The sequence below is a fragment of the Martinezella sp. CNPSo 3964 genome, assembly GCF_057784375.1.
Map to the genome: position 1 here is coordinate 251,886 of NZ_JBXSOW010000002.1, position 26,168 is coordinate 278,053.

Genomic DNA, 26,168 nt, shown 5'->3' on the forward strand with positions numbered 1-26,168 from the left:
GGAATGACCTTTAATGCCCGATTAACCACGATCACCGCCACCGGAGTGCAAAGCTGGATTGCGTTTGGATTTCCGGCCATGATATTAGGTGATCCGCTCGATCCAGTTTACCGTTCTTTCCGAAGACAAACGGTGATTCCCAGAATTTTAGTTCTCGTCAAGCTTTTCCAGCAAAAAAGCCCGTTAAATACGCGAAAAAGCCTTATCCACAGGCTTCGCACGCCGCAATTTATTGCTTCCCGTATTTAGGAAGTCCCCGCGCGATGACAAGAGGATTCTAAACAAAGCCGCACATTTCCAGCATCGGCAGGTATTGCCGAGGCCGGAAGTGTGTCCAAATGGCATCAATTCCAGTCCATAACCACCTTGCCGGAGTTGCCGGAACGCATGGCTTCGAAGCCATCGCGGAAATCATCGATGCCGATGCGGTGGGTAATGACCGGCGATACATCGAGGCCGCCCTGAACGAAGGCGATCATCTTGTACCAGGTCTCGAACATCTCGCGGCCATAGATGCCTTTCAGGTTCAGCATCTTGAAGATGACCTTGTTCCAGTCGATCTCGAAGCCGGCCGGCGCAATACCGAGAATGGCGATTTTGCCGCCATTGTTCATCTTGTCGATCATGTCGCGAAAGGCAGGTGCAGCACCCGACATTTCCAGGCCGACGTCGAAACCTTCGGTCATGCCGACGGATTTCATCACATCGGCAAGGTTCTCCTTGGAAGCATCGACGACATGATCGATGCCGACCTTGCGGGCAAGCGCCAACCGGGTTGGATTGATATCGGTGATGACGACCTTGCGGGCGCCGGAGCGCTTGGCAACCATCGCCCCCATGATGCCGATCGGCCCTGCGCCGGTCACAAGCACATCCTCGCCGACCAGATCGAAGGAAAGCGCGGTATGGACCGCATTGCCGAAGGGGTCGAAGATCGCCGCGATCTCATCCGGAATATCGTCCGGGATCGGCACGACGTTGGATTCGGGAATGCAGACGAATTCGCCGAAGGAGCCTGGGCGGTTGACACCGACGCCGAGCGTGTTGCGGCAGAGATGACCCCTGCCCGCCCGGCAATTGCGACACTTGCCGCAGACGATATGGCCTTCGCCCGAGACCCGCTCGCCGACATGATACTTCGTCACGGCAGAACCAATCTCGGCAATCTCGCCGCAGAACTCGTGGCCGACGACCATCGGTACAGGAATGGTCTTCTGCGCCCATTGATCCCAGTTCCAAATATGGACATCGGTCCCGCAAATCGCCGACTTCTTGACCCGGATCAGAACATCGTTCGGCCCGACCTCGGGCACCGGGACATGCTCCATCCACAGCCCGACTTCGGGCTTGGCTTTGACCAGCGCTTTCATCATGTTCGACATGATCGGTTCTCTCCAACCAATTCAAATGATTCCAAGTTCTTTTCCGGCCTCCGCAAAGGCTGCGATCGCCTTTTCGACATCAGCCTTGGAATGGGCGGCCGACATCTGCGTACGGATGCGCGCCTGGCCCTTCGGCACGACAGGGAAGGAGAAGCCGATGACATAGACGCCCTTCTGCAGCATCAGCGCCGCCATGTCCTGCGCGAGCTTCGCGTCGCCGAGCATGACGGGGATGATCGGGTGATCAGCGCCGGCCAGCGTGAAGCCGAGCTTCGTCATCTCGCTGCGGAAGAGTTCCGCATTGCCTCGGAGCCGCGCACGCAACTCGCTGCCGTTCTCGATCAGATCGAAGACCTTCAGCGATGCAGCCGCGATGACCGGCGCCAGAGTATTGGAGAAGAGGTAAGGACGCGAGCGCTGCCGCAGCCATTCGACGATCTCGCCCCTGGCCGACGTATAACCACCGGATGCGCCTCCGAGCGCCTTGCCGAGCGTGCCGGTGATGATATCCACCCGGCCTTCGACGCCGCAATATTCTGCCGATCCCCGGCCATGCTCGCCGACGAAGCCGACCGCATGGCTGTCATCGACCATGACCATTGCGCCATATTTTTCCGCCAGATCGCAGACGCCGCCGAGATTGGCGATGATACCGTCCATGGAAAAGACACCGTCCGTGGCGATCAGCTTGAAGCGGCTCCCTTCGGCCTTCTTCAGTTCCTCTTCCAAGGCCGCCATGTCGTTGTTGGCATAGCGGAAGCGCTTTGCCTTGGAGAGCCGCACACCATCGATGATCGAGGCATGATTAAGGGCATCCGAAATGATGGCATCCTCTTCCGACAGCAGCGTCTCGAACAACCCGCCGTTGGCATCGAAACACGAGGAGTAGAGGATCGTCGCTTCCATTCCGAGGAAGGCCGAAATCCGCGCCTCGAGCTGCTTATGCTCCTCCTGCGTGCCGCAGATGAAACGAACCGAGGCCATACCATAGCCATAGCGATCGAGTGCCCTCTTCGCGGCCTCGGCGAGCTCCTCGTTATCGGCAAGGCCGAGATAGTTGTTGGCACAGAAATTGAGAACGCGCGCGCCGCCAAGCACGGCGATCTCGCCGGCCTGCTTGGAGGTGATGACACGCTCGGCCTTGTAGAGGCCGGCTTCTTTCAGGCCGAGAAGTTCATTGCGCAAATGGGATATGAACGCTGAAGTCATGGTCGCATTCCGATGCTGGTCAAAGTGCCTAATTAATCAAGAAATAACATAGGATCCGGCCGCTTGCTGCACCCAGCAGCGGCAAAAATGCGCAACACGGTGACGTCGGCGCGATAGGGCGCAGTTTCGATATTATCTGTCAAACCGACCCGCTTGCGCGCAACTTCCTGGTCAAACTTCATCAGCTTCCATCGCAAAAATTACTTGACTGAGTCCAATATTTTGCGCCAGATTGCCATCGGTCTCAAGATAAGAGAGCGCTATGAACATATTTCACAGATTCTCCCTCGCAGGGCGAATTGCCCTTGTTACCGGAGGCGGACGCGGACTCGGATTTGAGATGGCAAAGGCGCTCGCCGATGCCGGCGCGCACGTCATCATCAACGGGCGGACCGCGGCTACGTTGGATACGGCCGTCGAGATCATCCGAGCAAGAGATGGCTCGGCAGAAGCTGCCGCCTTCGACATTTCCGACCGCGACGCACAGCGTGAGGCAATGAATGACATCGAGAAGAGCCACGGCCGGCTCGACATATTGATCAACAATGTCGGCGCCCGCGACAGGCGCGCTCTGGCCGATTTCGACGACGAGGCGATCCTCACCTTGCTGAACACCGATCTCGCCGCCTCGATCATGCTCTCCCGCGACGCCGCCCGCCTGATGAAGCGAAACAGTCATGGGCGGCTGATCTCGGTCACCTCGATCAGCGGACAGGTCGTCATGCCGGGTGATTGTGTCTATCCCGCTGCCAAGCAGGGGTTGGCGGGCCTCATGCGCGGCATGGCGGTGGAATTCGGTCCTTACGGCATCACCAGCAACGCCATCGCTCCAGGCTGGTTCGCAACGGAAACCAATGCCGCAATGGCCGCGAACGAAGAACTGATCCCCTTCGTGCGCCAACGTATCCCGGTTCAGCGCTGGGGGCGTCCGGACGAAATTGCGGGGGCTGCGCTATTCCTTGCCAGCGACGCCGCCTCCTTCGTCAACGGCCACGTCCTGACCGTCGATGGCGGCATGACGGTGCGGATGTAGCGCATCGACCGTCGGGCTTCAGCATGTCATCGGCTGCTGAATTCCGAAATTACAGCGAGGAATGCATCGCCGTAGCGTTCAAGCTTCGACTGCCCGACACCGGAAATCTCAAGCAGAGCCTTGCGGCTGCCCGGCCGCTCCGTCGCAAAGGCGATCAGAGTCGTATCCGGGAAGACGACATAGGGCGGCACGCCCAATTCCTTGGCAATCCGAGTGCGCTCGGCACGCAGCGCATCGAAGAGGAGCTGGTCCTCGCCGGCCAGACCGTGCGCCTGCTTCTCCGGTCGCCCCGCCTTCTTGCCGCGACGGCCGGGCTCGGGCCGGTCCTTGCGAAAGAAGACCTGCCGCTCGCGCTTGAACACCGCCCTCGCCTGCTCTTCCAGCTTCATGGCGCCAAAGGCCGTGTGATCGATGCTGATGAAACCGTTTGCCAATAATTGCCGGAAGATCGATTGCCAGGTGCGGGAAGGAATATCCTTTCCTGCGCCGAAGACAGGCATATCGACATGGCCGAAGCGTTCGGTCTTCTCGTTGATCGTACCGATCAGCACATCGATGACGTGGCCGGTGCCGAAACGCTCGCCGGTACGATAGACCGCGGCGAGCGCCTTGATGGCCGCTTCCGTGCCGTCCCAGGTCTCGACAGGCTTCAGGCACGTATCGCAATTGCCGCAACCGCCGCCATGCGCCTCGCCGAAATGCGCGAGGATCGACTGTCGCCGGCATCCTGCGGTTTCGCAGATCGCAAGCAGCGCATTGAGCTTTGCCCGTTCCACCCGCTTGATTTCCTCGGATGCACCACCCTCGTCGATCATTCGACGCCGCTGGATGACATCGGCCATGCCATAGGCCATCCAGACATTGGAGGAGAGACCGTCGCGCCCGGCACGACCCGTCTCCTGATAATAGGCTTCGACAGAACCCGGCAGATCGAGATGGGCAACATAGCGCACGTTCGGCTTGTCGATGCCCATGCCGAAGGCGACCGTTGCCACGAGGCACAGATCTTCTTCCTTCAGGAAGGCGTCCTGATTGGTGTCGCGAAGCGACCGATCCATGCCGGCATGATAGGGTAGCGCGCGAACACCCTGCCCGTTCAGCCACTCCGCCGTGTCCTCGACCTTGGCACGCGAGAGGCAATAAACGATGCCGCTGTCGCCGCGATGACCCTCGAGAAAACGCAGCAATTGCTGGCGCGGCTGATCGCGCTCGACGATTTCATAGGTGATGTTCGGACGATCGAAACTCGTTGTGAAGACCTTGGCATCGTCGAGACCCAGCCGCTCGATGATGTCGTCGCGGGTGTGCGGGTCGGCCGTCGCCGTCAGCGCGATGCGCGGAACGCCGGGAAAAAGCTCGGCAAGCCTGCCGAGATCGCGATATTCCGGCCTGAAATCATGCCCCCATTGAGAGACGCAGTGCGCCTCGTCGATCGCGAAAAGCGCGATCTTCGTCCTGCCGAGCATCTGGCAGAAGCCTTCCGTCACGATGCGTTCCGGCGTCACATAAAGCAGATCGAGCTTGCCTGCGGAAATGGTGCGATAGACATCGCTCGCCTCCTCGCGCGACAGCGACGAATTCAAGGCAGCCGCGCGGATGCCGAGCTGCTTCATCGCCTCCACCTGATCCCGCATCAGGGCAATCAGCGGCGAGACGACGATACCGATACCGTCGCGGCAAAGCGCAGGGATCTGAAAGCAGAGCGATTTGCCAGCACCGGTCGGAAACAACACGACCGCATCGCCTCCAGCGACGACATGCTCGACTACCTGCTGCTGCTTGCCGCGAAAGGCCGAGTAGCCGTAGACGCGCTTGAGGATATCGAGCGGCGCCAACGCACCCATGCGCTCATCGAATAATGCGTCGCCCGCGGAAAATCGCGGCTCTTGTCTCTCAGATTGAGGCATCTATTCCCTATTTTCCAGCGGCACCTTTGACACGACCGGAAAGCACGCCGAAGCCATCGATGATCGCTTCCTGATTTTCCAGACGCAGCGCCTCGAGCTGCACTTCTTGCAGGGCGCGAATCAACGGCTCGATCGCTTCACCGTCGCCTTCTTCGGTCGCCTCTGCAATAGCGCCTTCCAGCTCGATCTTGTGCCAGCGCAATGCTTTCGAACGTTTGTGGAGCGCCAGCGCCTGACGATAGCCCTCACGCGCGTCCTCCATGGCGGCTTCCTCGGTTGCCGTCCACAGACGGGCATTGCGTACCTGCTGATTCATATTCGCCAGCAGCGAGGAGAACCCGCCCTCGTCGAGCCGTTCACCTAACCGCTCCCGGTTGAAATGAGGACCTGTTGTGATTGCCGCAAAAGCGAGCGCTTCTGACAATAGGCGCTGAAGATCACGATTATCAAAATCAATAGCGGCAACTTCGTCATATTCTTCCAGCAAGAGCTGGGGGTGGTTGACCAATGTTAACGCCAGAACAGACTCACGCAAAAGCAATCGAACTGTGTTGTACGTCGCATTTTGTTGTAGCTTTTGGCTTGCAAATTTCCCCGGCTCCAAAGGAGCCCCGCCACGAGTTTCCATTTTATGCGAGTTTTTTATCTTTTCCTTAGAATCTTGAGGACTTCGAGGCCCGCGCTTTGCCTGAAAGAATGAAAATAGTTTGTCGCGTATTAGCTGCTGATATTGGCGCTTTACATCTTCATCCGTAATGACGGACACGATGCGTCGCAACCGCGCTTCCAGCTCCGCCCGCGCCTCCGGCGTCTCGAAAGCGCCGCTGCCGGCCTCTCTCGTCCATATCAGGTCGGCCAGCGGCTTTGCCTGCGCCAGCACCTTGTCGAAGGGCGCACGTCCGTCTTGCCGCACGAGATCGTCTGGATCCTTGCCATCGGGCAACAGAGCAAAGCGCACGGTCCGGTTCGGCTTGATATGCGGCAGCGCCAGATCGGCGGCGCGATTGGCTGCACGGATACCGGCACCGTCGCCATCGAAGCAGAGCACCGGCTCCGGCGTCATCTTCCAGAGGAGATCGAGCTGGCTCTCTGTCAGGGCCGTGCCGAGCGGCGCGACCGCATTCTCGACGCCGGCCTGATGCAGCGCGATGACATCCATATAGCCTTCGACCGCGATAATGGTGCCGGCGCCATCGGCACCTTGGGCAGCGCGGCGCGCACGGGTGAAATTGTAGAGCACGTTGCCTTTGTGAAAGAGCTCCGTCTCGTTGGAATTCAGATATTTCGCCGGCGCATCCGGCGACATGGCGCGGCCGCCGAAGGCAATCACCTTCTCGCGCGACGACAGGATCGGAAACATGATGCGGTCGCGGAAGCGGTCATAGGAGACCGGCACGTTCTCATGGACAACGAGCCCGCAAGCTTCAATCTGCTCCTTCAGCACGCCCTTGCTGGCGAGGTGTTCTTTCAAAGCGTTGCGGCTATCGGGCGAATATCCCAAGCGGAAGGTTTCGATCGTGCGGCCGCTGAGCCCGCGGTCACGCAGATAGGCACGTGCTTTCGCGCCATTGGCGGTCTGCAGCTGATCCTGAAAGAACTGAGTCGCCATCTCCATGACATCGAGCAGCGACGTGCGTTCCTTCTCCCTTTTCGCCTCCATCGGGTCGGCAACCGGCATCGGAACGCCGGCCATATCGGCGATCTGCTGCACCGCTTCCGGAAAGCTCAAGCCCTCCAATTCGGTGAGAAAGCGGAAATGATCGCCCGTCACGCCACAACCGAAGCAATGATAGCGCCCCTTGCGATCCTCGCAGTGGAAGCTCGGCGATTTCTCGCCGTGGAATGGGCAGCAGGCCCAGTAATCGCCACGCGGCACATTCGTCTTGCGCCGATCCCAGGTCACACGACGACCGATCACGTCCGAAATCAAAACGCGGTCGCGAATCTCGTCGAGAAACGTATTGGAAAATCGCATGGCTACCTCTGGCTCATCCCATATAAACAGGAATGGAGGGCATTGCCACGACGACCCGGCCGCCTCCCACGCTATTCACAGCCCTTTGTCGGCGATTGCATTTTCGCCCTACGATCACAACTCCGTGAACACAACAGCGCATTCATCCGCATTCGCGTCGAAATCCCAGGCTGCGTTTGACAGGCCCGAAGCGCCCCAAAATCCCTTCACCATGACCGGAACTGGCGTAATCGCGCGCACGAAAGTAACTATTTCGTACGCAAAAATCTGCAAAAAAGCAAAGGCTTGCACAGCCTGCAGTCGATAAACGCGAACAAGCTCGGCACCATAGACAATCAACGGCTGCAAAGCGATCACGCCCTGGGGACACTCTCTGAAGGCGCATTTGCGGCAAGGTTCGTAAGCCAAACATTATTTTTTTGTAATTTGATTGTTGGTGTGCGCCGCAATAGCGTTCTTCTCACAGGGCGAGACAAGCCGGCGAAGAAACTTCTTTGCGACGCGACATGCCGAGACGCCCTGACGAACCGGAAGCCACCAGGTACGGGCTTTCAGTTTAGGAGAGGGAAATGCGCGTTCTTATCGTACCCTTGGCAGCAGCAGCCATCTTCGCCACGGCTACCTATAGCTCGGCCACGATGGATAGCGGCGCCAGCGAAAAGAATGTGCTCTATGCCGGTGCGGGATATCAGTTGCCGGCGAATATGAAAGTTCCTGCCCTTACGGCAGGCGTAAAGGTTCAAATGTCCGAACTGCCGCCGCAGGCGTTGGCTTTGCCCCAGCAGATCAGGATTTTCAGATAAGTTCAGCAGATACTCAGGTGGGGCACCATCCCTACCCCCGGCGCCGCCCCACCTGAGTGCCTTTGCAAAAGACGTTTGATTTTTGGGCCCCACCCTGCGTAATCAAACGTCAGCAAAGCGCAAGAAGGCAGGAGCTCCCCCAGCTCCTGCCTTCTCTAATTTCGGGCCATCTCAATTTCGCGACAGTACGAGTATCCAAGATATGCTGCGGAACATCTTTGGTTCATCGCCGCGAGTATCTTGACGCAACGATATCGATCGATATCTTTTATTATCTACGTATATGCGATCTTAGTAATTATCTCGTCAGACAATTTGAAAATTTGTTCAGTTGATCGGAGACGGTTGCATGTCTTTATCCGCGAAGGAACTTGCTCAGGACCCCAAATTTTTCACAGAAATCCTCGGTTATACACGAGAGATTATATCCACTTATGATGAGAATCAGAGCGTATGCTCTGTCTTTGCTTCACAACAACGCTGGCTGATGGCGCTCGCCGGCTTCGCCCTTTATAGCGGCGGCATCGACGGAGAACCGCCCGGCATCCATGCCAATCGCTTCGCCAACTATATCGTCGAACACGAAATCGCCAGCCACAACACCGCGCTCAGCTTCATTCAGGAGATGCTGGCTCTCGGTTTTCTGCGTTACCTGCCTGTTGCAAGCGATCGACGCGCGCGGCCAATGCAGCCCACGGAAGAGGCTGCAAAACAGCTTGCCAAATGGATGGGTATCCATCTTTCGGTGCTGGATCGATTGGATGGCGGCAAGCGCAACGCCCTATTTAGCAAAAAACCGGAACTCATCGGCCTGCTACAGCCCCCCATCTCGGTCGGCATAATAGAGAGTGGCGACCTGCGCCATCCGGGAGAAACGTTCGATCTGTTCACCTGGGCAAATTCAGGCGGCATCATCATGGATTATCTGATCTCCCGCATCGGCACGATCAACCCGACGACTCGGAAAGCGATCATCGGGCCGGTAGCCTTTACGGATATCTGTAGCCGGTTTCTCATCTCAAGAACCAACGCAAAGCGGCTCATGAACAAGGCCATAAAAATGCAAAGCGTCGGATGGACCGGATCGCCGGGACGGAGCCAGCTTTGGCTCTCCACCGCGTTCATCGAGGAATATCGGAACTATCAGGCGGGGAAACTCGCCATCATAGACGCCGCCTGGCAAAATACCTTCGGCACACGGCCGGTCCGTATGCCGAAGGTGAAGCAGAGTTTTACTTCAGCAGTTCCTTCAGGATAGCCGAGGCCTTTGCGAAATCCATCTGGCCGGCATACCGCTCGCGCAGGGCGGCAACGCACTTGCCCATATCCTTCAGGCCCTGCGCGCCGAGTTCCGCGACGATCGCAACGCAAATCTCGCGCACCTTCTCTTCGGAAAGCTGCTCGGGCATGAAACCCTGGATGACGGTGATTTCTTCACGTTCCTTGTCGGCGAGCTCCGGGCGGCCGCCGTCGATGTAGATCTTCACCGATTCTTCGCGCTGCTTGATCATCTTGGCGAGCAGCTGCAGGATTTCATCCTCGCTCGCCTGTTCCTTGCCGAGACCGCGATTGGCGATATCCTTGTCCTTGATGGCAGCGAGGATCAGACGAACGGTCGAAAGCTTCGCCGTATCCTTTGCCCTCATGGCATCCTTCTGGGCGTTGGAAAGGGTCTCGCGGATCATGTCTTTAACTCCTTGAAGCAGGCCGGCAACGATCGACCCGGCCACCTATATCATCTTGCCTGTCTCTTAGACCAACAGTGTCGATCAATGCAATTGTGGCCCGGAGCCCGAATTCCTTGATAGGAAAGCAAAAGCGCGCATTGACCGGCTCGCCTTGTTTAGCTATGTCCATCACCTGCACATTAGATCGATAGGAAGATCTCAAGCCGCGACCTGGGTCGCCGGCTGTACCTTGCTACAAACATGGCGGAAGCCGACGGTCTGTTCAAGGCCGCGCTCGACGCCGGAAACGGGATGACTATGACCGCGACAGCCCCATGGACCACTGAAAAGCCGACCGCCCTGCTCGTTCTTGCCGACGGCACCGTGATCGAGGGCAAGGGCATCGGCGCGACCGGCAAGGTCCAGGCCGAAGTCTGCTTCAACACGGCGCTGACGGGTTACGAGGAGATCCTGACCGATCCCTCCTATCTCGGTCAGATCGTCACCTTCACTTTCCCTCATATCGGCAATGTCGGCACCAACGACGAAGATATCGAAGACCTGACGCCCGCCGCCCGCCACGGCGCAGTCGGCGTCATCTTCAAGGCCGATATCACCGACCCTTCGAACTACCGCGCCGCCAAACATCTCGACCAATGGCTGAAGGCGCGCGGCATCATCGGTCTTTGCGGCATCGACACGCGCGCGCTGACCGCCTGGATCCGCGAAAACGGCATGCCGAACGGCGTGATCGCCCATGACGTGACCGGCGTCTTCGATATCGATCAGCTGAAGGCGGACGCCAAGGCCTGGAGTGGCCTCGAAGGTCTCGACCTTGCCAAGGTCGCCTCCTCCGGCCAGTCTTCGCAATGGTCGCAGACGCCCTGGGTCTGGAACGAAGGCTATGGCGAACTCGGCGCCGACAACGCAAAATATCACGTCGTCTGCCTCGATTATGGCGTCAAGCGTAACATCCTGCGCCTGTTCGCCGGCCTCGATTGCAAGGTCACCGTCCTGCCGGCGACAGCATCGACGGACGAAGTCCTCGGCCTGAAGCCGGACGGCATCTTCCTCTCCAACGGCCCCGGCGATCCGGCTGCAACCGGCGAATATGCCGTACCTGTCATCAAGGATCTGCTGAAGGCGGAAATCCCGCTCTTTGGCATCTGCCTCGGTCACCAGATGCTAGGCCTCGCACTCGGCGCCAAGACGGCAAAGATGCACCAGGGCCATCACGGCGCCAACCATCCGGTGAAGGACCACACGACGGGCAAGGTCGAGATCGTCTCGATGAACCATGGCTTCGCGGTCGACTCGAAGTCGCTGCCGGAAGGCGTTGAGGAGACTCATATTTCGCTCTTCGACGGCAGCAATTGCGGCCTGCGCGTCGCCGGCAAGCCGGTCTTCTCCGTCCAGCATCACCCGGAAGCTTCTCCCGGCCCGCAGGACAGCCATTATCTTTTCCGCCGCTTCATCAATCTGGTGCGCGAAAAGAAGGGCGAGTCCGCTCTGGCAGAACGAGCCTGATAACGTCGACGACCCAATCGCATAAGAAAAGCCCCGGATTGATCATCAATCCGGGGCTTTTCTTTTTGCGCGTCAACTTGGGAGGTCTGCCGTCACATTGGTTCATGCTTGTCGAAACTCAGGCTTGTAGGCGGCGCTGCTTCACCACTTCAAGCTCGCTCATCAAGATTTCCTCGAGGAACTCGAAGTCGGATTGTCCGAATTCAACGAGACCGAATCTGAGCTTGTAGCCCCAATTCTTGTCCTGGGTGAAATCGAGCCAGCCCAGCAATGGCCGAAGCGGTTGTTCGGGCGCGTCCAGCCAGTCCACATCCTTGCGATAGGCTTTTCCGCAACCCATTTCGCCAAGATAAGGCTCACCCTCACGGACAAAGCCGATAGCGGTGAAGCTCTGAAAGCCGTCCCTCTCGCCCATTTTGACGGATGGGGAGTAGTAGACGATGCCGTCGCCCGGCTTGATGCGCTGCAAGGGGGCTCGTTTGCCGTGGTTCACCTGCATGAAGCCATGCTGGCGCCCAATGCGAACGTGCTCGGCGCTGGCCACCGCCAGCCAGTAGGATTTCTGCTCCGGCTCCCGTCGCCGGGACGAGCTGTTGGCGTGTGGCAGGAGGCGTACGGCCGCCCCCCGATTGATCTGATCTTCCCGCGGGAAAAGCGCGGCATCACTATGATTGCTTGCCTTGAATATCATGGTCGTCTCCCGTCTCTGGTATGAGACAGATATAGACGATCATGCTGTCAATTTTTGTCAGTAGTCTTGTAGTGCAAGGCAGGCTGCCGCAATCAGCTGGCCGCCTTGTCCGAGCGCACCAGAATATAGAACCGCGCGCAAAGCATCGCCGCCGCGGAGGCAAGGCCAATCAGGAAGCCGAACCAGATACCGATGCCGCCGAAGCCGACCGGAAATGCCAGCAGCCAGGCCAGGAAGAAGCCGATCGGCCAATAGGCGATCAGCGCCATGATCATCGGCACGCGCGCATCCTTCAGACCGCGCAGCAGACCGCTTGCGATCGCCTGCAGCCCATCGACGAGTTGGAACAGCCCGGCCACGACGATCAGCGGAGCGGCAAAAGCCAGCACCTGCGACGCTTCGGCCGAGTGGATGTCAAGGAACCAGCTTGCCAGCCAGGATGGCACAGTCGCAAACAGGATGCTGCCGCAAAGCGCGATGCAGCACGAAACGACGAGCACCACGATGGCCGCGCGCTTAAGGCCGAGATGATCGCCCTGTCCGTGGGCGACACCGACGCGTACGGTCGCCGCCTGGCTGAGGCCGAGCGGGATCATGAAGGCGATGGACGCCCACTGCAGAGCGATACCATGAGCGGCAAGCTCGATCGTGCCGATCTGACCCATCAACAACGAGGCAGCCGTGAAGAGGCTGACCTCAGCCAGAACCGTCACACCGATCGGAAAGCCAAGTCGGATGACATCCCACAAGGCATTCCAGTCGGGCCGCCAGAACCGGACGAAGATCTCATAGCGACGCGTTTCCTGGTGGGCCTGAACGTAACCGACGATGAAGAGGAAGCCGGCGGTCTGCACGGCGACGGAAACAATGGCCGCACCATGCAGGCCCATCGCCGGCAGGCCGAAATGGCCAAGCACCAGAATGTAGGCGAGCACCGCATTCATGACGAGCATGGCAATGGTGACCTTGAGGATGATGCCGGCGCGGCCAATGGCGCTCACCAGCGCCCGGATGACATTATAGAGCAGCCCCGGCAACACGGCGAAGTGGCCGATGTCGATATAGCCGCTCGCCAATTTCGCGACGTCGGGTTTTTGTCCGGCCGCGAGCAGAATCTCTTCGGAATAGAAGAAGGCCGGCTGTGCCAACAGCCAATAGGTTGTTACGACCCATAGGCCCATGCGCAGCGCACGGCGTACCGAGGTAACGTCGCCTCTGCCATAGGCCTGCGCCACCAGCGGCATGACCGCGATGGAAAAACCCGAACCGAAAACCAGGATCGTGAACAGAAATTGCGCGGAAAGCACCATCGCCGCCAGCTGCTCGGCACCGAGCCGGCCCACGATCATCACGTCGGTGGTGTTGATCCCGAGCTGCGCCAATTGCGCTCCGATTAGCGGAATGCCCAGCGCGAGCGTTGCGCGGACATGTGCAGACCACGAATTATCATTGTCATGCGCGAGCGGGCGCGCAGGTACCGGCATATCCATAGCGAAGACTCGATCTTTAGAACCGCGCGAACCGCCCTACCCAAGGGTGCGCGAGCCTGCCGCATTACCGCAACTTGGCTCAAAAAGCCAGCAGGCAGGCCTATGATGCTAAAGAATTCATCAGAACATCAAAATATCTGATGAATTTTTAGGCCGCCTCACCTGCTTGCGACTGCGAAACGACAGCCGGTTCGGTCTTGCGGACCTTGGTCAGAAGCACGATCAGCGCCGTGGCAACCAGGATCGCTCCCATGATGAACGGTGCGCCGGCAAAGACGACGGGCGCTGTCGGCGCTGTGTAGTATTGGAAAAGATAGGGGAACAGCACGGGGCCGATGATCGCGGTGATGCTCGTCAGGCTGCCGAGTGCGCCTTGCAGCTCGCCCTGCGCCGAGGGCGGCACCTTGCTGGCGGCAATCGACCGCAAAGGCGCATCCGCGACATTTTCGATCACGGTCAGAACAACGACCGCGTAGACCATCCATCCCTGCCATGCAAAGGCATAGCCCAACAGGCCAAGGCAGGAGAACATCAGCCCGAGCAGCGCCGTTTTCCATTCGCCGAGCACCGGCACCAGCCGCGGCAGCGCCAGACCCATGGCGATTGCCGCACCGATCCCATAGACAGCGAGCGAGAAACCGATCTGTCCTTCGCTCCAGTCGTAACGATAAGAGGTGACGAAGGCCCAGACGGCCGGATAGACGCCGTGCGCCAGCCAGTTCAGGAACATCACGACACAGACCCAGCCGATGCCCTGATAGCGCCGCATCTGCCGGAGCGCGCCAAACGGATTGGCTCGCGCAATCTCAAAGGGTCGGCGATGCTTGGCATCCAGCGTTTCCGGCAGCAGGAAATAGGCGCCGACGAAATTCAGGAACGCCAGAGCCGCAGCGCCATAGAAAGGCACGCGCGGCCCGAATTCGCCAAGAAAGCCGCCGATGACCGGACCAAGGACGAAGCCGACGCCGAAGGCCATGCCGATCAGGCCGAAATTCTTCGCGCGGTTCTCGTCATTGCTGATGTCGGCGATATAGGCCGAGCAGGTCGAAAAGCTTGCGCCGCTGATGCCGGCAAGAATGCGGCCGACGAACAGCATCCAGTAGGTGCCGGCGATCGCGCAGATGAAATTGTCGATCGCAAATGTCAGCACGGAAGCAAGCAGAAGCGGCCGGCGACCATAACGATCGCTCAGATTGCCGATCAACGGCGAAAATAGGAACTGCATGGCGGCATAGGCCAGCAGCAACCAGCCACCCTCGGTCGCCGCGGCACTGACCGACGCGCCCGTCAGCTCTTCCAGATATTTCGGCATGACCGGCATGATGATGGCGATGCCGATGACGTCCAGGAAGAGAATGAGGAAGACGAGGAACAGGCCTCGGCGGGCGAATTTCTGATCGATCATGGAGATGCCTTTGGGCGGCTCCGCCTCGATGAAAGAGACAGAACGTGAACGAAAAACCGGAGTGTCCCCCATACATAAAGATTTTGGCAGAAACAATCCGTGAACGCTTCAATCTTATTGATTTATTGACCGCTTTTTTTGATCCTTGGCAGAAAAGCGACTATGTGCCGCGACCCCGCCGTTGCTCGCGATTCAGAAAGTCGACGAAGGCCCGAAGCGGCGTCGGCATATGCCTGCGGCTCGCGTAATAAAGAAACGGGCCGGAGAACTCCGTGTCCCACTCTTCGAGGATGGGCACCAGTTCTCCACTGGCGATCTGCGGCGCGAGGAACTCCCGAAAAGTGCGGATGATGCCCAACCCCGCGGCAGCCGCATTGCGCTCGATCTCGATCGAATTGGTCGAGACGACCATCGGCGGCGCGATGAAGATCGTCTCCCCTTTCCTTTCGAATTCCCACGGCGCCACCGTGCCGCTCAGGAACCGATGGCGGATGCAGCGATGCTCAAGTATGTCGCGCGGATGCTTAGGCGTGCCATGGGTCGCAAGGTAGTCTGACGAAGCGGCCGTAACATAATGCTGGCGCCGCGGCCCGATCGGTACGGCGATCATATCCTTTTCCAGTCTCTCGTCGTAGCGGATGCCGGCATCGTAGCCGGCGGCCACCACATCGATGAACGTGTCCTCGGCGACGATTTCCACTGATATTGCCGGGTATTCCTTCAGGAAGCGGCTTATAATGTCGGGCATGACAACCGTGGCGGCGACTGTCGGCACATTCAGCCGCAATGTCCCACCGACGCTATCGCGAAAGCTGTTGATGTCGTCGAGGGCGACGGCAATCTCGCTCATGGCCGGCGTCAGGCGCTCCATCAGCCGCTCTCCCGCCTCCGTCGGCGTCACACTTCGGGTCGTGCGATTGAGCAGGCGCACCGCCAGCCGTTCCTCCAGACGCCGCACCGCTTCGCTTAACGACGAGGCGGAAACGCCGCGCCTGCGTGCCGCTTCCCGGAAGCTGCGCTCGCGGGCAACGGCGGTAAAGGCAACCAGATCGGCCAGCGGCAAGTCATCCATTGTGCGAAATTCCAAACAACCTGTTTCAATTTACCCGGATTATCGCACAGAGCACGATCGAGTAAAACAGCATCGACAGAGGCCTGCAAGAAAATGGGCGCGCCTTCGACCAAGGAGACTAACGATGAAAAAGCATCAATTGGGAAAGACGGGGCCGCAGGTATCCGCGCTCGGCCTTGGTTGCATGGGCATGTCCGGCATGTACGGCCCGTCCGACCGCGCCGAGAGCATCGCCACCATCCGCGCCGCGCTCGATGCCGGCATCAACTTGCTCGATACGGGCGATTTCTATGGCATGGGCCACAATGAGATGCTGATCGGCGAAGCCATCAAGGGGCTGAACCGAGACGATCTCCTGCTCAGCGTCAAGTTCGGCGCCCTGCGCGATCCTTCCGGTGCATGGCTCGGCTACGACGCCCGCCCGGCGGCGATCCGGAATTTCGTCGCCTATTCGCTGCAGCGCCTCGGCGTCGACCATATCGACATTTACCGCCCCGCCCGTCTAGATCCAAATGTACCGATCGAAGACCAGATCGGCGCGATATCGGATCTCATCAAGGCAGGCTACATCAGGCACATCGGCCTGTCCGAGGTCGGCGCTGACACCATACGCCGCGCCGCCGCCGTGCATCCGATCGTCGATCTACAGATCGAATATTCGCTGATCTCGCGCGGCATCGAGGACAAGATCCTGCCAACCTGCCGCGAACTTGGCATCGGTATCACTGCTTATGGTGTTCTTTCCCGCGGCCTTATCAGCGGCCACTGGCAGAAGGATAATGTCCAAAAGGGCGATTTCCGCACGATGAGCCCGCGCTTTCAGGCAGGAAACGTCGAAAAGAACCTGGAATTGGTGGAAGCGCTACGAGGAATCGCTGAGGCGAAGGGTGCCAGCATCGCCCAGATCGCCATCGCCTGGGTCGCAGCCCAGGGCACGGAGATCGTCCCTGTTATCGGCGCCCGCCGCCGTGATCGCCTTACGGAAGCCTTGGGAGCGCTTTCGGTTGAATTGTCTGAGGCCGACATGGCTGCGATCGAACGCGCGATCCCGAAAGATGCCGCGGCCGGCGGCCGCTATCCGGAAGCACAGCTGACACATCTCGACAGCGAGAAATAATGCGGAAAACGACTTGCCCGCTAGCCGATGCTCAGCGAGCGGACAAGCAAGATCAGACCGGATTGTTGAGAGTATCGCAATCCGAGAGCTTGCCGGAATCGAAACCCTGCTTGAACCACTTCACGCGTTGCGCCGAGGTGCCGTGGTTGAAACTGTCGGGAACGACATAACCCTGCGTGCGCTTCTGCAGCGTATCGTCGCCGATCTGCTGCGCAGCATTCAGCGCCTCTTCAAGATCGCCGGTCTGCAGGATGCCCTTCTGCTGCGTGAACTTGCCCCAGATGCCGGCAAAGCAATCGGCTTGCAGTTCGATGCGCACGGACATCTTGTTGGCGTCGACTTCGCTCATGTTGCGGCGGGCCTGATTGAACTTCGGCAGGATACCGAGCAGGTCCTGGACATGATGGCCGATCTCATGTGCGATCACATAGGCTTGCGCGAAATCGCCGGATGCGCCGAACTGATCCTTCATCTGCTGGAAGAAGGCCATGTCGAGATAGACCTTCTGATCGCTCGGGCAATAGAAGGGGCCGGTTGCCGCCGAAGCTTGGCCGCAAGCCGAAGGGAAGCTGCCGGAGAACAGCACCAACTTCGGATCCGTATAGGTCTGCCCCATCGACTTGAAGATACCGGTCCAGGTGTCTTCCGTATCGGCAAGAACAGTCGCAACGAACTGCTTCATCTCGTCATTGGCCGGCTGACCGCCGCCGCTGCTATTGGAGGTGCTTTGCTGATATCCGGAGCCGCCGCCCTCCAGCATGCCACTTTGCTGCAGCAGGCCGATAACGTCGACGCCCATGGCTCTCAGGATCAGGAAGATCACGATGAGCACGATAATGGTACGGAAGCTCAAACCGCCGCCGCCAATCCCCCCGCCGGGAAACCGGAAGCCGCCACCGCCGCCGCCGCTCATAGGCGATGAGCCGCGTTCGTCCTCGATATTGTCGGATTGCCGACGCCCCTTCCAATCCATAGTGCACCTCCTGGCGATGCCTAAAATCAAAGTCCCTTGAGGCATTTATATATCCAGGAAGTGTAACAAAGCCAGTTGGCTATCGACAGAACATTAGCTTAAACGCCGCCGCCGCCATATTTCTTTGGACGCGGACCATAAAAGCGCAATGGCTATAGCTATCGCGACCAGAAACGGCGCCGTTTCGTCGCCATCGAAAGCCACCCTGTTCATGATCCGCCCCGGAAGAAAGGTAAAAGCTCCGGCACCAACGATGCCACCGAAGTAAAGGCTTCTGACGATGCGCTTATGCGCCTCGATATTGTGCCTGCGCGCATTGGCGATCGCTCCCCAACAACCGAAGAGAACGAGTATCGAGAGCATGTGAATCGGACTGAAGCCATAGAACATATTGATCTGATGAATGAAGAAGCTCGATAGTGCGGTCACGACCATCAGGACCAACCATATCTTGCCGAGCAGGCGATGCCTTGGCGTCCCCTTGGGCCTGAGAAGGAGATAGGCTCCGAGCAAGGCGGCCGGAACGGCCGCCGCGACATGGATCTGGATCGCGATTGGGGCATCAAGAAGCGGCTCAAAGGTCATCATCTATATCCGGTTGAGTTTATAGAGCCTTTCCGCGATAGTGTTGTTCTCTCAATCGAAATTGCGCAAGAGAACGGGAAATCTTCGTGGATCACACCTTTCTGCAGTCCACGCTTCGTGAATTGCAGGTCATCCAGCGTTCGCCGCGCTTCTGGGCGACCTTTGTCACCATCGTCCTGATCTTCGCCTTGACCGGACCGTACGGCACCCTTGACCGGCTCATGCCGGGAGCCCGGCTCGGCTACTGGCTCGCCCTTCATGCCATGGCATGGTCCATCGCAATCGTATTTTCCGTCGTCGCCGAAATCCTGCTACGGAGACATGTGGCGGGCATGTTCGCCCGGATGATGATCGGCTCCGTCGCCGCCGCATTGCCGATCGGCTTCGGCATCACGCTTGTCGACTTCGCCTTCTTCGGCACGCTGCCCACGGTGAGCGGCAGCCTACGTCAATCGCTGGGCTCCATACCGCTTTGCGCCCTCTTCTGTATCCTCACCTATTTGACCATGCATCGGCAGATCGCGATGGCAGCTGCGGGAACGGATCTCGCGGAAGCGAAGACAATGTCCACCTCTGCACCCGAGATTCGGCCCCGGACACCTCAGCCGCCGATTCTCTTGCGTTTGAAGCCGGAAAACCGCGGAGCGCTGATAAGGCTCACCGTTCGCGACCATTACACCGAGGTCGTGACAACACGCGGCCGCGAACTCATCCTCTTGCGCTTCGGCGACGCCCTGATGGAAATCGGCAACATAGAAGGTATCCGCCTGCACCGATCGCATTGGGTCGCGACGGACCATATCGCGAGCCTGAAACGCGACAATGGCAAGCTTTTCGTGATCGCGCGCGACGGCGCGGAGATGCCCGTCAGCCGCTCTTATGCCGAAGATGTCCGGCGTCGTTTCGGCTAATGGCGACAAAGTCGGCAGAATTCATGTCGATTCCGCCATTTATGGGGTTCCGTTTGCAAATACATTTGCCTATAAGCCGCTTCTAGCCTGAAAATATTGCCCATGCGCCCCGACCGGTGATCTCCCACCCTGGCCGGCTTTTTGCGCAACGAAAAAACGGATGAGAGCCCATGCCGAAGCGCCAAGATATCAAATCGATCCTCATTATCGGTGCAGGACCGATCGTTATCGGACAGGCTTGCGAATTCGACTATTCGGGCACTCAGGCCTGCAAGGCACTGCGAGAGGAAGGCTACCGGGTCATCCTCGTCAATTCCAATCCGGCAACGATCATGACCGATCCGGGCCTGGCGGATGCGACCTATGTCGAGCCGATCACGCCTGAAGTCGTCGCCAAGATCATCGCCAAGGAACGCCCGGATGCGCTGCTGCCCACCATGGGCGGCCAGACGGCACTCAACACCGCGCTGTCGCTGAAGCGCATGGGTGTGCTCGACCGTTACAATGTCGAGATGATTGGTGCGAAGCCCGCAGCCATCGACATGGCCGAAGACCGCGCCCTCTTCCGCGAGGCCATGGCCCGCATCGGCCTTGAAACGCCACGCTCCATGCTGGCCAACGCCACCGACATCAAGGATGCCGACCGCAAGACGCATGAGGCCGAGCGCAGCAAGCTCAAGGCACAGCTGTCCGGTGCCGAGCTCGACAAGGCCCTCGACGCGCTCGAAAATCAGTGGAACCTCGGCGAAAGCGACCGCAAGCAGCGCTATATGAGCCATGCCATGGCCGTTGCCGCGCAGGCGCTCGACCACGTCGGCCTGCCCGCCATCATCCGCCCGTCCTTCACCCTCGGCGGCACGGGCGGCGGTATCGCCTACAACCGCTCGGAATTCTTCGAAATCGTCGGCGGAGGCCTCGATGCCTCCCCGACCACGGAAGTGCTGGTTGAGGAATCAGTACTCGGCTGGAAGGAGTTCGAGATGGAAGTCGTCCGCGACACCGCGGACAATTGCATCATCATCTGCTCGATCGAAAACATCGATCCGATGGGCGTCCACACCGGCGACTCGATCACCGTCGCCCCGGCGCTGACGCTGACGGATAAAGAATACCAGATCATGCGTAACGCCTCGATCGCGGTCCTGCGCGAGATCGGCGTCGAAACGGGCGGCTCGAACGTGCAGTTCGCCGTCAATCCGAAGGATGGCCGCCTCGTCGTCATCGAAATGAACCCGCGCGTGTCGCGCTCGTCCGCACTGGCATCGAAGGCAACCGGCTTCCCGATCGCCAAGGTCGCGGCCAAGCTCGCCGTCGGCTACACGCTGGACGAACTGGAAAACGATATCACCGGCGGCGCGACGCCTGCCTCCTTCGAACCGTCGATCGACTATGTCGTCACCAAGATCCCGCGCTTCGCCTTCGAGAAGTTCCCCGGCGCCTCTCCGGTTCTGACGACCGCGATGAAGTCGGTCGGCGAAGTCATGGCGATCGGCCGCACCTTCGCGGAATCGCTGCAGAAAGCACTGCGCGGTCTCGAAACCGGTCTGACCGGTCTCGACGAGATCGAAATCCCCGGCATCGAGGAAGGCGAAGGCAGCCAGAACGCCATCCGCGCCGCCATCGGCACGCCGACGCCGGACCGCCTGCGCATGGTCGCGCAGGCCCTGCGCCAGGGCATGAGCATCGAAGAGGTGCATGAAGGCTGCAAGATCGACCCTTGGTTCCTTGAGCAGCTGAAGAACATCGTCGACATGGAAGTCCGTATCCGTGAGCACGGCTTGCCACAGGATGCCGCCAACCTGCGCATGCTGAAGGCCATGGGCTTCTCCGATGCGCGTCTCGCGACCCTCACCGGCAAGCGCCCGAAGGAAGTCGCAGAACTCCGCAATTCGCTGAGTGTCCGCCCGGTCTTCAAGCGCATCGATACTTGCGCCGCCGAATTCGCCTCGCCGACCGCCTATATGTATTCGACCTACGAGACGCCTTTCGTCGGCGCTGCCCGTTCCGAAGCGCAGGTTTCCGACCGCAAGAAGGTCGTCATCCTCGGCGGCGGCCCGAACCGGATCGGCCAGGGCATCGAATTCGACTATTGCTGCTGCCACGCCGCCTTCGCGCTGAAGGATGCAGGCTATGAAGCGATCATGATCAACTGCAACCCGGAAACGGTTTCGACCGACTACGACACGTCGGATCGGCTCTATTTCGAGCCGCTGACGGCGGAAGACGTCATCGAAATCCTGCGCGCCGAACAGGAAAAGGGCGAAGTCGTCGGCGTCATCGTCCAGTTCGGCGGCCAGACCCCGCTGAAGCTCGCCGAAGCGCTGGAAAAGAATGGCATCCCGATCCTCGGCACCGCGCCAGACGCGATCGACCTTGCCGAAGACCGCGACCGCTTCCAGAAGCTCCTGATGAAGCTCGATCTCAACCAGCCGAACAACGGTATCGCCTATTCGGTCGAGCAGGCTCGCCTCGTCGCCTCCGAAATCGGCTTCCCGCTGGTCGTGCGCCCGTCCTACGTTCTCGGCGGCCGCGCCATGCAGATCCTGCATTCGGAAGGACAGCTCCAGACCTACCTGCTCGACACGGTTCCGGAACTGGTGCCTGAGGACATCAAGCAGCGCTATCCGAACGACAAGACCGGCCAGATCAACACGCTGCTCGGCAAGAACCCGCTTCTGTTCGACAGCTACCTTGCCAACGCCATCGAAGTCGATGTCGATTGCCTCTCCGACGGCACCGACGTCTATGTCGCGGGCATCATGGAGCATATCGAGGAAGCTGGTATTCATTCCGGCGACTCCGCCTGCTCGCTCCCCCCTCGCACGCTCTCCGCCGCGATGATCGACGAGCTTGAACGCCAGGCGAAGGCCATGGCCAAGGCTCTCAACGTCGGTGGCCTGATGAACGTCCAGTTCGCCATCAAGGACGGTACGGTCTACGTGCTCGAAGTCAACCCGCGCGCCTCGCGCACGGTCCCCTTCGTCGCCAAGACCATCGGCGCGCCGATCGCCAAGATCGCCGCCCGCGTCATGGCCGGCGGGAAGCTGGACGCGACATTCGCCGCCTATGGCGAAAAGCCCGATCCGCGCAAGCTGAAGCACATCGCGGTCAAGGAAGCCGTCTTCCCCTTCGCCCGCTTCCCCGGCGTCGACACCCTGCTCGGACCGGAAATGCGTTCGACGGGCGAAGTCATCGGCCTCGACACCGATTTCGCGCTCGCTTTCGCCAAGTCGCAGCTCGGCGCCGGCGTCGAACTGCCGCGCGACGGAACGGTGTTCGTCTCGGTCCGCGACGACGACAAGCCGCGCGTACTGCCCGCCATCCGCATGCTGGCCGAACAGGGTTTCAAGGTGCTCGCAACCGGCGGAACCCAGCGCTTCCTGGCCGAAAACGGCATCGAGGCGACCAAGATCAACAAGGTTCTGGAAGGTCGGCCGCATATCGAGGATGCCATCCGCAACCGCCAGGTCCAACTCGTCATCAACACGACGGACAGCAACAAGGCGATCTCGGATTCGAAGTCGCTTCGTCGCGCCACGCTGATGCAGAAGGTGCCCTACTACACCACTATGGCCGGCGCCGAAGCAGCCGCCATGGCGATCAAGGCACTGAAGGCCGGCAACCTCGAAGTACAACCGCTGCAGAGCTATTTTTGAGGCGCATAAATCAGCTGCAAAGGACGTGGGCGGGATAGCCGGCTCACGTTCATAATTGCGCAATCAGGCGATCGAGCGGGCAAGGAGCTTCAACGGGAGCTTTCCTTAAACCTTCGAATTTTCTGGCTTTCGTCTGTCGCAATCTGCTATAGGTGAAAGAATAATGACTCTGGATGGTTCCGAAGTACCGCTTCGGGACCTGTTTTCTTTTGTGTCTGCAGCAGAGCAACACAGGGAGTGAAGGACAAGAAAAATGGTTGAAAAGGTACCGATGACACAGAACGGGTTCGTCAAGCTGCAGGAAGAACTGCGCTGGCGTCAGCAGGAAGAGCGCCCGCGGATCATCGAGGCAATTGCGGAAGCACGCGCCCATGGCGACCTGTCCGAAAATGCCGAGTACCATGCAGCCAAGGAAGCTCAGAGCCACAACGAAGGCCGCATCACCGAGCTTGAAGACCTGACGGCGCGCGCCGAAGTCATCGACCTCACCAAGATGTCCGGCTCGAAGATCAAGTTCGGCGCTAAGGTGAAGCTTGTCGACGAAGATACAGAAGAAGAGAAGATCTACCAGATCGTCGGCGATCAGGAAGCCGATGTGAAGGCAGGCCGCATCTCCATCTCCTCCCCGATCGCCCGCGCCCTGATCGGCAAGGAAGTCGGCGATTCCATCGAGGTCAATGCCCCTGGCGGCGCCAAGGGCTACGAAATTCTCTCCATCACCTGGGGCTGATTGCCCGTGCGCGATCGCGAGTCAGCGCATGCGGGCGATCTCCGCGAGATCGAAATCATAGCAACGAATTTCAAACGCCGGCTTTCTGGCGTTACCTCGACGATCGTGCAGCTCATCCCCAAGCAGGTCGAGCTCGGTTACCATATCGCCACGCTCGGCCCCGGCCTGCCGGAGGACCTGCCGAGGCTCGGCTGGCGCCGGCTTCCCGGCCTTTGGACGAAGCCACGCCGCTATCGCGTGCGCATCTGGCACGCCCGCCGCAACAATGAAATGCTTGTCGGTCTGCTGCTGCGCTCCGTGCTGCGCATGCGCCTGAAGCTGGTCTTCACCTCGGCGGCCCAGCGCCGCCATACCGGTTATACGCGCTGGCTCATCCGCCGCATGGATTCCGTGATCGCCACCAGTACCCGCTCCGGCAGCTTTCTTGAAGTGCCGCACACCGTCATCCAGCACGGTGTCGACCTCAACAGCTTCCATCCGCCGGAAAAACCCGACGACCGCATGGCTGCAACCGGCCTGCCCGGCACCTATCTGATCGGCTGCTTCGGTCGCGTCCGCCATCAGAAGGGCACGGATCTATTCGTCAAGGCGATGATCGAGCTCCTGCCGCGCTATTCCGACTGGACCGCCGTCGTCTGCGGCCGCGTGACATCAGAGCATCGCGGCTTTGGCGAGCAACTGGAAAAAATGGTGGCAGATGCGGGCCTTACCGATCGCATCCGCTTCATGGGCGAAGTCGACGACATCAAGCCCTGGTACCGCCGCGCTACTCTCTATGTCGCCCCCTCCCGCAACGAGGGTTTCGGCCTAACGCCGCTCGAAGCCATGGCTTCGCGCACCGCCGTTGTCGCATCGGATGCGGGCGCCTATGCCGAGATGATCGTTCCGGGCGAAACCGGTGCCGTCGTGCCGGCAGGCGATGGCGAAGCCCTGACTAGGGCGATCGCCTTCTATCTCGCCAATCCAGAGGAAGCGCTGCGCCAGGGTGAGAATGCCGTGCGCCATGTGCGCAGCGAGTTCGCGCTGGAAAAGGAAGCGAACGCCATCGGCGACGTCTACAAGCGGCTGCTCGTCGCCAACAAGTGAGCGGCTTGGTCAGCGACCGAGATCGATGCGGTTGCGCCCGATGAAATCGATCATCGAACGATCCTCCACCATATCTTCCTCGATGCTTTTGACGATGGACAGGACCTTGTCCCGATATTTCGTCGTACTGCTGTCATAGGCCCATCCCCGCGCCAGCTTCTCCATCAGTTCCTGCCGGGATTTCGTATAATAGTGGTTAAGCTGCAGGAAGCGGTTCGAATAGAACTCGGGCGACTTCCGCGCCCGCCGCGTAAACCGCTTCCCGGCGTCGTTGGCCGTCAGATCGCCGTACGCCCGTGTCTGGAACTGATGGACGCTGACTTCGCTCACCTCGCACGGATCGACGATACATTTGAAATTGCTGACATTTTCTTTCGTTGTCATCGGATCGGCGCCGCGCATCGTATAGTTCAGCGCCAAAGGCCCGTCTGGCGGCGTCTCATGACCGCTGGTGGCAAACATGTGCCAGGGCAGCGAGACATTCGGAAAATTGCCGACCGCCTCCAGCGCCTGCTCGACGGTCTTCGCATCCTTCGGAAGAAGGAACTCGTCGACATCGATGAACGCCATCCAGCGATAGTCGCCGCCGAAATTCAGGATCGCGTGAGCAAAAGTGATGACCTGACCGTTCAGCATCGCCGACGTCGCAGCGTCGCGCATACGCCCAGCCCAGGGAATGATGGTCAATGCGTCTTCAGAGAGCAGGCTTCGAAGAAATGCGCAGGTCTCGTCCGTCGAACCGTTGTCATAGATATAGAAATGACGAATGCCGACCGCCTTGTGGAAGCGCACCCACTCCTCGATGTAGCGTGCTTCGTTCTTGACGCAGGCGGCGATGGCGATGCCGTGGCGCCCTGCCCTTGGTTCCGGCGGATCGATGGACAGCTTCTTGGCGTCGGACGCCTTGGGTTTCAGCCAGCGCATAAGCTTCATTCCATCAACCTTAATT

Annotated in this window: 23 protein-coding genes and 2 pseudogenes; 10 read left to right on the forward strand and 15 right to left on the reverse strand. The window is 59.5% G+C overall.

Annotation, left to right across the window (positions count from 1 at the left end):
- Positions 1-3 precede the first annotated feature (3 nt).
- Complete coding sequence (locus AC13Q5_RS07835; RefSeq protein WP_488501347.1) at positions 4-249, forward strand: hypothetical protein; 246 nt, start codon at positions 4-6, stop codon at positions 247-249.
- Positions 250-344: 95 nt separating this feature from the next.
- Here the strand turns inward: AC13Q5_RS07835 and tdh are convergent, their stop codons facing one another.
- Genes tdh through AC13Q5_RS07850 form a run of 3 tightly spaced genes read right to left on the reverse strand, consistent with a single transcriptional unit; the run spans position 345 to position 2,773 of the window.
- Entirely contained in the window at positions 345-1,382 is a 1,038-nt protein-coding gene (gene tdh / locus AC13Q5_RS07840; RefSeq protein WP_075851032.1) for an L-threonine 3-dehydrogenase, read from the reverse strand.
- A gap of 21 nt (positions 1,383-1,403) precedes the next feature.
- Entirely contained in the window at positions 1,404-2,591 is a 1,188-nt protein-coding gene (locus AC13Q5_RS07845) for a glycine C-acetyltransferase (protein WP_488501348.1), read from the reverse strand.
- Positions 2,592-2,623: 32 nt separating this feature from the next.
- Complete coding sequence (locus AC13Q5_RS07850; protein WP_159444762.1) at positions 2,624-2,773, reverse strand: hypothetical protein; 150 nt, start codon at positions 2,771-2,773, stop codon at positions 2,624-2,626.
- An 80-nt stretch (positions 2,774-2,853) separates the two neighbouring features.
- On the opposite strand from AC13Q5_RS07850, the gene AC13Q5_RS07855 reads away from it, so the two are divergent.
- On the forward strand, positions 2,854-3,624 hold the full coding sequence (locus tag AC13Q5_RS07855; protein WP_075851034.1) for an SDR family oxidoreductase: 771 nt from the start codon (positions 2,854-2,856) through the stop codon (positions 3,622-3,624).
- A 26-nt stretch (positions 3,625-3,650) separates the two neighbouring features.
- On the opposite strand, the gene recQ is transcribed toward AC13Q5_RS07855, so the two are convergent.
- The 4 genes and pseudogenes from recQ to AC13Q5_RS07875 form a co-directional block, all read right to left on the reverse strand.
- Positions 3,651-5,531 (reverse strand): DNA helicase RecQ, encoded by a 1,881-nt coding sequence (gene recQ, locus AC13Q5_RS07860; protein WP_488501349.1) that lies wholly within the window; start codon positions 5,529-5,531, stop codon positions 3,651-3,653.
- 7 nt (positions 5,532-5,538) lie between these two features.
- Positions 5,539-6,069: pseudogene (locus tag AC13Q5_RS07865) on the reverse strand (DNA primase); the annotation flags it as partial.
- Positions 6,070-6,218: 149 nt separating this feature from the next.
- Positions 6,219-7,506 (reverse strand): annotated as a pseudogene (dnaG, locus tag AC13Q5_RS07870) (DNA primase); the annotation flags it as partial.
- A gap of 114 nt (positions 7,507-7,620) precedes the next feature.
- Positions 7,621-7,863 (reverse strand): hypothetical protein, encoded by a 243-nt coding sequence (locus AC13Q5_RS07875; protein ID WP_488501350.1) that lies wholly within the window; start codon positions 7,861-7,863, stop codon positions 7,621-7,623.
- Positions 7,864-8,075: 212 nt separating this feature from the next.
- Here AC13Q5_RS07875 and AC13Q5_RS07880 point away from each other — a divergent pair, with 212 nt between their 5' ends.
- Positions 8,076-8,309: a hypothetical protein gene (locus AC13Q5_RS07880; RefSeq protein ID WP_075851038.1), complete on the forward strand. Its 234-nt coding sequence runs from the start codon at positions 8,076-8,078 to the stop codon at positions 8,307-8,309.
- Between the two features lie 349 nt (positions 8,310-8,658).
- On the forward strand, positions 8,659-9,567 hold the full coding sequence (locus tag AC13Q5_RS07885; RefSeq protein ID WP_488501351.1) for a hypothetical protein: 909 nt from the start codon (positions 8,659-8,661) through the stop codon (positions 9,565-9,567).
- Here the strand turns inward: AC13Q5_RS07885 and AC13Q5_RS07890 are convergent.
- Positions 9,542-9,994, reverse strand: a complete 453-nt coding sequence (locus tag AC13Q5_RS07890) for a GatB/YqeY domain-containing protein (protein WP_488501352.1) — start codon at positions 9,992-9,994, stop codon at positions 9,542-9,544. The genes AC13Q5_RS07885 and AC13Q5_RS07890 overlap by 26 nt on opposite strands.
- A gap of 300 nt (positions 9,995-10,294) precedes the next feature.
- Between AC13Q5_RS07890 and carA the strand changes: the two genes are divergently transcribed.
- On the forward strand, positions 10,295-11,503 hold the full coding sequence (gene carA / locus AC13Q5_RS07895) for a glutamine-hydrolyzing carbamoyl-phosphate synthase small subunit (RefSeq protein ID WP_457881984.1): 1,209 nt from the start codon (positions 10,295-10,297) through the stop codon (positions 11,501-11,503).
- A 118-nt stretch (positions 11,504-11,621) separates the two neighbouring features.
- Here carA and AC13Q5_RS07900 read toward each other — a convergent pair whose 3' ends face one another.
- The 4 genes from AC13Q5_RS07900 to AC13Q5_RS07915 form a co-directional block, all read right to left on the reverse strand.
- Positions 11,622-12,194 (reverse strand): EVE domain-containing protein, encoded by a 573-nt coding sequence (locus AC13Q5_RS07900; RefSeq protein WP_457888798.1) that lies wholly within the window; start codon positions 12,192-12,194, stop codon positions 11,622-11,624.
- 92 nt (positions 12,195-12,286) lie between these two features.
- The gene (locus AC13Q5_RS07905) at positions 12,287-13,684 is read right to left on the reverse strand and encodes an MATE family efflux transporter (RefSeq protein WP_488501353.1); all 1,398 of its coding nucleotides are present in this window, start codon (positions 13,682-13,684) and stop codon (positions 12,287-12,289) included.
- Between the two features lie 148 nt (positions 13,685-13,832).
- A complete protein-coding gene (locus tag AC13Q5_RS07910) occupies positions 13,833-15,089 on the reverse strand; it encodes a TCR/Tet family MFS transporter (RefSeq protein WP_075851859.1) in 1,257 nt (418 codons plus the stop codon).
- Between the two features lie 160 nt (positions 15,090-15,249).
- Positions 15,250-16,161, reverse strand: coding sequence for a LysR family transcriptional regulator (locus tag AC13Q5_RS07915; RefSeq protein ID WP_488501354.1), 912 nt, complete (start codon positions 16,159-16,161; stop codon positions 15,250-15,252).
- A gap of 124 nt (positions 16,162-16,285) precedes the next feature.
- Here AC13Q5_RS07915 and AC13Q5_RS07920 point away from each other — a divergent pair, with 124 nt between their 5' ends.
- The gene (locus AC13Q5_RS07920) at positions 16,286-17,278 is read left to right on the forward strand and encodes an aldo/keto reductase (RefSeq protein ID WP_488501355.1); all 993 of its coding nucleotides are present in this window, start codon (positions 16,286-16,288) and stop codon (positions 17,276-17,278) included.
- A gap of 52 nt (positions 17,279-17,330) precedes the next feature.
- Here the strand turns inward: AC13Q5_RS07920 and ypfJ are convergent, their stop codons facing one another.
- Positions 17,331-18,251 (reverse strand): KPN_02809 family neutral zinc metallopeptidase, encoded by a 921-nt coding sequence (ypfJ, locus tag AC13Q5_RS07925; RefSeq protein ID WP_488501356.1) that lies wholly within the window; start codon positions 18,249-18,251, stop codon positions 17,331-17,333.
- A 93-nt stretch (positions 18,252-18,344) separates the two neighbouring features.
- The gene (locus tag AC13Q5_RS07930) at positions 18,345-18,836 is read right to left on the reverse strand and encodes a DUF2306 domain-containing protein (RefSeq protein WP_488501357.1); all 492 of its coding nucleotides are present in this window, start codon (positions 18,834-18,836) and stop codon (positions 18,345-18,347) included.
- Positions 18,837-18,922: 86 nt separating this feature from the next.
- Here AC13Q5_RS07930 and AC13Q5_RS07935 point away from each other — a divergent pair, with 86 nt between their 5' ends.
- From AC13Q5_RS07935 to AC13Q5_RS07950, 4 genes are all read left to right on the forward strand, one after another.
- Positions 18,923-19,747 carry a LytTR family DNA-binding domain-containing protein gene (locus AC13Q5_RS07935; protein ID WP_488501358.1) on the forward strand — a complete coding sequence of 275 codons (825 nt, stop codon included), beginning with the start codon at positions 18,923-18,925 and terminating at the stop codon, positions 19,745-19,747.
- A 170-nt stretch (positions 19,748-19,917) separates the two neighbouring features.
- Positions 19,918-23,403 (forward strand): carbamoyl-phosphate synthase large subunit, encoded by a 3,486-nt coding sequence (carB, locus tag AC13Q5_RS07940; protein WP_457881969.1) that lies wholly within the window; start codon positions 19,918-19,920, stop codon positions 23,401-23,403.
- 253 nt (positions 23,404-23,656) lie between these two features.
- Positions 23,657-24,133, forward strand: coding sequence for a transcription elongation factor GreA (greA, locus tag AC13Q5_RS07945; protein WP_075851048.1), 477 nt, complete (start codon positions 23,657-23,659; stop codon positions 24,131-24,133).
- A gap of 6 nt (positions 24,134-24,139) precedes the next feature.
- Positions 24,140-25,219 (forward strand): glycosyltransferase family 4 protein, encoded by a 1,080-nt coding sequence (locus AC13Q5_RS07950; protein WP_488501359.1) that lies wholly within the window; start codon positions 24,140-24,142, stop codon positions 25,217-25,219.
- 9 nt (positions 25,220-25,228) lie between these two features.
- Here AC13Q5_RS07950 and AC13Q5_RS07955 read toward each other — a convergent pair whose 3' ends face one another.
- Positions 25,229-26,143, reverse strand: coding sequence for a glycosyltransferase family 92 protein (locus tag AC13Q5_RS07955; RefSeq protein ID WP_488501628.1), 915 nt, complete (start codon positions 26,141-26,143; stop codon positions 25,229-25,231).
- Positions 26,144-26,168 lie beyond the last annotated feature (25 nt).

Coding starts and splice junctions, on each gene's coding strand:
- AC13Q5_RS07850 (WP_159444762.1), bottom strand. CDS start 2,773: ATGAAGTTTGACCAGGAAGTTGCGCGCAAGCGGGTCGGTTTGACAGAT.
- AC13Q5_RS07900 (WP_457888798.1), bottom strand. CDS start 12,194: ATGATATTCAAGGCAAGCAATCATAGTGATGCCGCGCTTTTCCCGCGG.
- carB (WP_457881969.1), top strand. CDS start 19,918: ATGCCGAAGCGCCAAGATATCAAATCGATCCTCATTATCGGTGCAGGA.
- AC13Q5_RS07910 (WP_075851859.1), bottom strand. CDS start 15,089: ATGATCGATCAGAAATTCGCCCGCCGAGGCCTGTTCCTCGTCTTCCTC.
- greA (WP_075851048.1), top strand. CDS start 23,657: ATGGTTGAAAAGGTACCGATGACACAGAACGGGTTCGTCAAGCTGCAG.
- AC13Q5_RS07915 (WP_488501354.1), bottom strand. CDS start 16,161: ATGGATGACTTGCCGCTGGCCGATCTGGTTGCCTTTACCGCCGTTGCC.
- AC13Q5_RS07920 (WP_488501355.1), top strand. CDS start 16,286: ATGAAAAAGCATCAATTGGGAAAGACGGGGCCGCAGGTATCCGCGCTC.
- recQ (WP_488501349.1), bottom strand. CDS start 5,531: ATGCCTCAATCTGAGAGACAAGAGCCGCGATTTTCCGCGGGCGACGCA.
- tdh (WP_075851032.1), bottom strand. CDS start 1,382: ATGTCGAACATGATGAAAGCGCTGGTCAAAGCCAAGCCCGAAGTCGGG.
- AC13Q5_RS07880 (WP_075851038.1), top strand. CDS start 8,076: ATGCGCGTTCTTATCGTACCCTTGGCAGCAGCAGCCATCTTCGCCACG.
- carA (WP_457881984.1), top strand. CDS start 10,295: ATGACCGCGACAGCCCCATGGACCACTGAAAAGCCGACCGCCCTGCTC.
- AC13Q5_RS07905 (WP_488501353.1), bottom strand. CDS start 13,684: ATGGATATGCCGGTACCTGCGCGCCCGCTCGCGCATGACAATGATAAT.
- AC13Q5_RS07855 (WP_075851034.1), top strand. CDS start 2,854: ATGAACATATTTCACAGATTCTCCCTCGCAGGGCGAATTGCCCTTGTT.
- AC13Q5_RS07930 (WP_488501357.1), bottom strand. CDS start 18,836: ATGACCTTTGAGCCGCTTCTTGATGCCCCAATCGCGATCCAGATCCAT.
- AC13Q5_RS07845 (WP_488501348.1), bottom strand. CDS start 2,591: ATGACTTCAGCGTTCATATCCCATTTGCGCAATGAACTTCTCGGCCTG.
- AC13Q5_RS07885 (WP_488501351.1), top strand. CDS start 8,659: ATGTCTTTATCCGCGAAGGAACTTGCTCAGGACCCCAAATTTTTCACA.
- AC13Q5_RS07890 (WP_488501352.1), bottom strand. CDS start 9,994: ATGATCCGCGAGACCCTTTCCAACGCCCAGAAGGATGCCATGAGGGCA.
- ypfJ (WP_488501356.1), bottom strand. CDS start 18,251: ATGGATTGGAAGGGGCGTCGGCAATCCGACAATATCGAGGACGAACGC.
- AC13Q5_RS07835 (WP_488501347.1), top strand. CDS start 4: ATGACCTTTAATGCCCGATTAACCACGATCACCGCCACCGGAGTGCAA.
- AC13Q5_RS07955 (WP_488501628.1), bottom strand. CDS start 26,143: ATGCGCTGGCTGAAACCCAAGGCGTCCGACGCCAAGAAGCTGTCCATC.